The 2,075-nt window shown below is 57.1% G+C and carries 3 protein-coding genes; all 3 read right to left on the bottom strand.

Annotation, left to right across the window (positions count from 1 at the left end):
* Positions 1 to 833 (bottom strand): S-type pyocin domain-containing protein (locus tag GQX66_RS10265; protein ID WP_240868653.1); only part of this gene is annotated, 833 nt, incomplete at its 3' end.
* A 263-nt stretch (positions 834 to 1,096) separates the two neighbouring features.
* Positions 1,097 to 1,366, bottom strand: coding sequence for a bacteriocin immunity protein (locus GQX66_RS10260; RefSeq protein ID WP_240868650.1), 270 nt, complete (start codon positions 1,364 to 1,366; stop codon positions 1,097 to 1,099).
* A gap of 9 nt (positions 1,367 to 1,375) precedes the next feature.
* Positions 1,376 to 2,075 (bottom strand): S-type pyocin domain-containing protein (locus tag GQX66_RS10255; RefSeq protein WP_240868645.1); only part of this gene is annotated, 700 nt, incomplete at its 5' end.

Raw genomic sequence — 2,075 nt, 5'->3', positions numbered from 1 at the left:
AACGACTTCAGCCCGGTCTCAGCCGGAAACACCAGAATACAATCCTCGGCGGTGATGTCTTCGCCGGGCAGGATTTCAATCTGGCTGTCGGTGTTCGCGGCGATCGGGTGGACGAGGATCGTACTCAGTGCTTCGCCGTGCTCCGGGTGAACCAGCGGCGGCATCGATCCCAGCGGCCCGCGTTGCGGCGTCCACAAAATCGTGATGCCGTTGAGCTTCGCCTCCATGGCGCTCTTGTCGTTGTTCCACTCGACTTTTACGGTACGCACCGAGTCGTCGCCCGAGGCTCCGGTGTGGATGCCGTAGACCTGCATGACCCCTTCGGCATCGCGTCGGAACTGGAACCGCACGCGAGTGGTTGCGCGAGACAAGGTGCGTAGCTGATCGTCGGTGTAGAGCGTGCCGTCGCCCATTCGGTTCGGCAGCATCCCGAGGATGAACACACTGGCCGGGCCTCCCGCACCGCGGATTGCCCAATTAAGGCGCTGCTGCAGGATTCCACCACCGGCCATGCGCCCCAACGCCAGATCGGCGCCGATGGCCTTCGCTACGGCGTGACTGGCAGCGGGAATGCGCAGGGCGCCTGCCACCATGACTTTGCCGAAGTGAGAGGCGGGCTCAGGTGTTGTGCCGGCATCCGTTCGACACCAGTTATCCGGTGTGCAGGGTTTGGCAAATACCAGATCGTCGCGAGGCTTTGGCGATGGCCATTCGTCTGTCCGGATATAAACGGGTTCTGGCGGCGGGGGCGGAATCCATCCGGTCCATGTCGCGTTTTCGCTCGGGCGTTTTCGACGCCACTCATCGTCGAAAAGGAATTTGTTCAGGTCCATGACCACTCCCTGTCTGTCCGGGAATCGAGACAGGGGAGCGTGTCGGTCAATCGGGATGGCGATCAAATCGACTTGCCGGGATGCAGAGGCCTGATCGAACGAATAATCCTCTTCGTACGCTTTTCGCACCCGGTTCCTACGGAATCTGGCTGATCTGCAGAGGAGGCCACTTTTCTCGAGGCATAAAAAAACGGCCTATCTTTTGGTAAGCCGTTTTTAATACTTAGTAGTGTGAAGTCATTTCAGTGATTGACCATGAATCTTCACCTCTTGAAGCCAGGCAGTCCGTTAGCTTCATGCCATTTCGCGATTGTACGGGCTATGCCAGATGACGACGTGTCAGCACCTGGCTCAGGGTAGTAGATAAGGTCCATCTTGCTCGGATGCCCAACGATCTCGTTGAAGTGCAGCAATAGAATATCTGCCCGTTCATCTGTAGGTGCCTTGTCTTCCTTTCTGATCTCGTCAATGAACTCAACGAAGTCTTGTTCGGTGTAATCAGAGAAATTGCTTTTGATGAAGGGGTCGCTCATGCAGTTGCCTCAATCCTGGTGTATTTCGACGTGATTTTTAGGAGTTTGGACCCTCAGGTTGTCAACGTTATAGACCTCGCCGCCTTGAGATATCAGTTCCACATGATGAATTTCGTGAGAGATTCTTTTACCAGCCGCATCAGCTAATCGGGCGCGAGGCGCCTTTCCGTTGCGCATACGCTCCAAGCTATCTTCGCTGAGTTGCCCGGCTAGCCTGGTATCTTTTGATGCTTCGGCCCAGAAGGCGCGCCTGAATGAATCAAAGCTGGAATATTCACGCCCTCTTAGCGAATCGGCAATGCTGGTTGGGATTGGCGCACCAGATCCCCCCCGGGCATGGTCAAGCCATACACCGGAAACATCCTCCCCAACCCCCGTCACCGTCCCCGGCATCAATCTCGCCGGTTTCGAAAACACCACATACAACGACTTCAGCCCGGTCTCAGCCGGAAACACCAGAATACAATCCTCGGCGGTGATGTCTTCGCCGGGCAGGATTTCAATCTGGCTGTCGGTGTTCGCGGCGATCGGGTGGACGAGGATCGTACTCAGTGCTTCGCCGTGCTCCGGGTGAACCAGCGGCGGCATCGATCCCAGCGGCCCGCGTTGCGGCGTCCACAAAATCGTGATGCCGTTGAGCTTCGCCTCCATGGCGCTCTTGTCGTTGTTCCACTCGACTTTTACGGTACGCACCGAGTCGTCGCCCGAG

The organism is Pseudomonas sp. B707 (assembly GCF_022496685.1).
GTDB classification, from domain to species: Bacteria; Pseudomonadota; Gammaproteobacteria; order Pseudomonadales; family Pseudomonadaceae; genus Aquipseudomonas; species Aquipseudomonas paraglycinae.
The sequence above is the reverse complement of the archived record's forward strand: the minus strand, read 5'-3'. Positions and strand labels throughout refer to the sequence as shown.

What these genes read in the sequence shown, in the direction of transcription:
- GQX66_RS10260 (WP_240868650.1), bottom strand. Translation starts at nt 1,366, where the DNA reads ATGAGCGACCCCTTCATCAAAAGCAATTTCTCTGATTACACCGAACAA.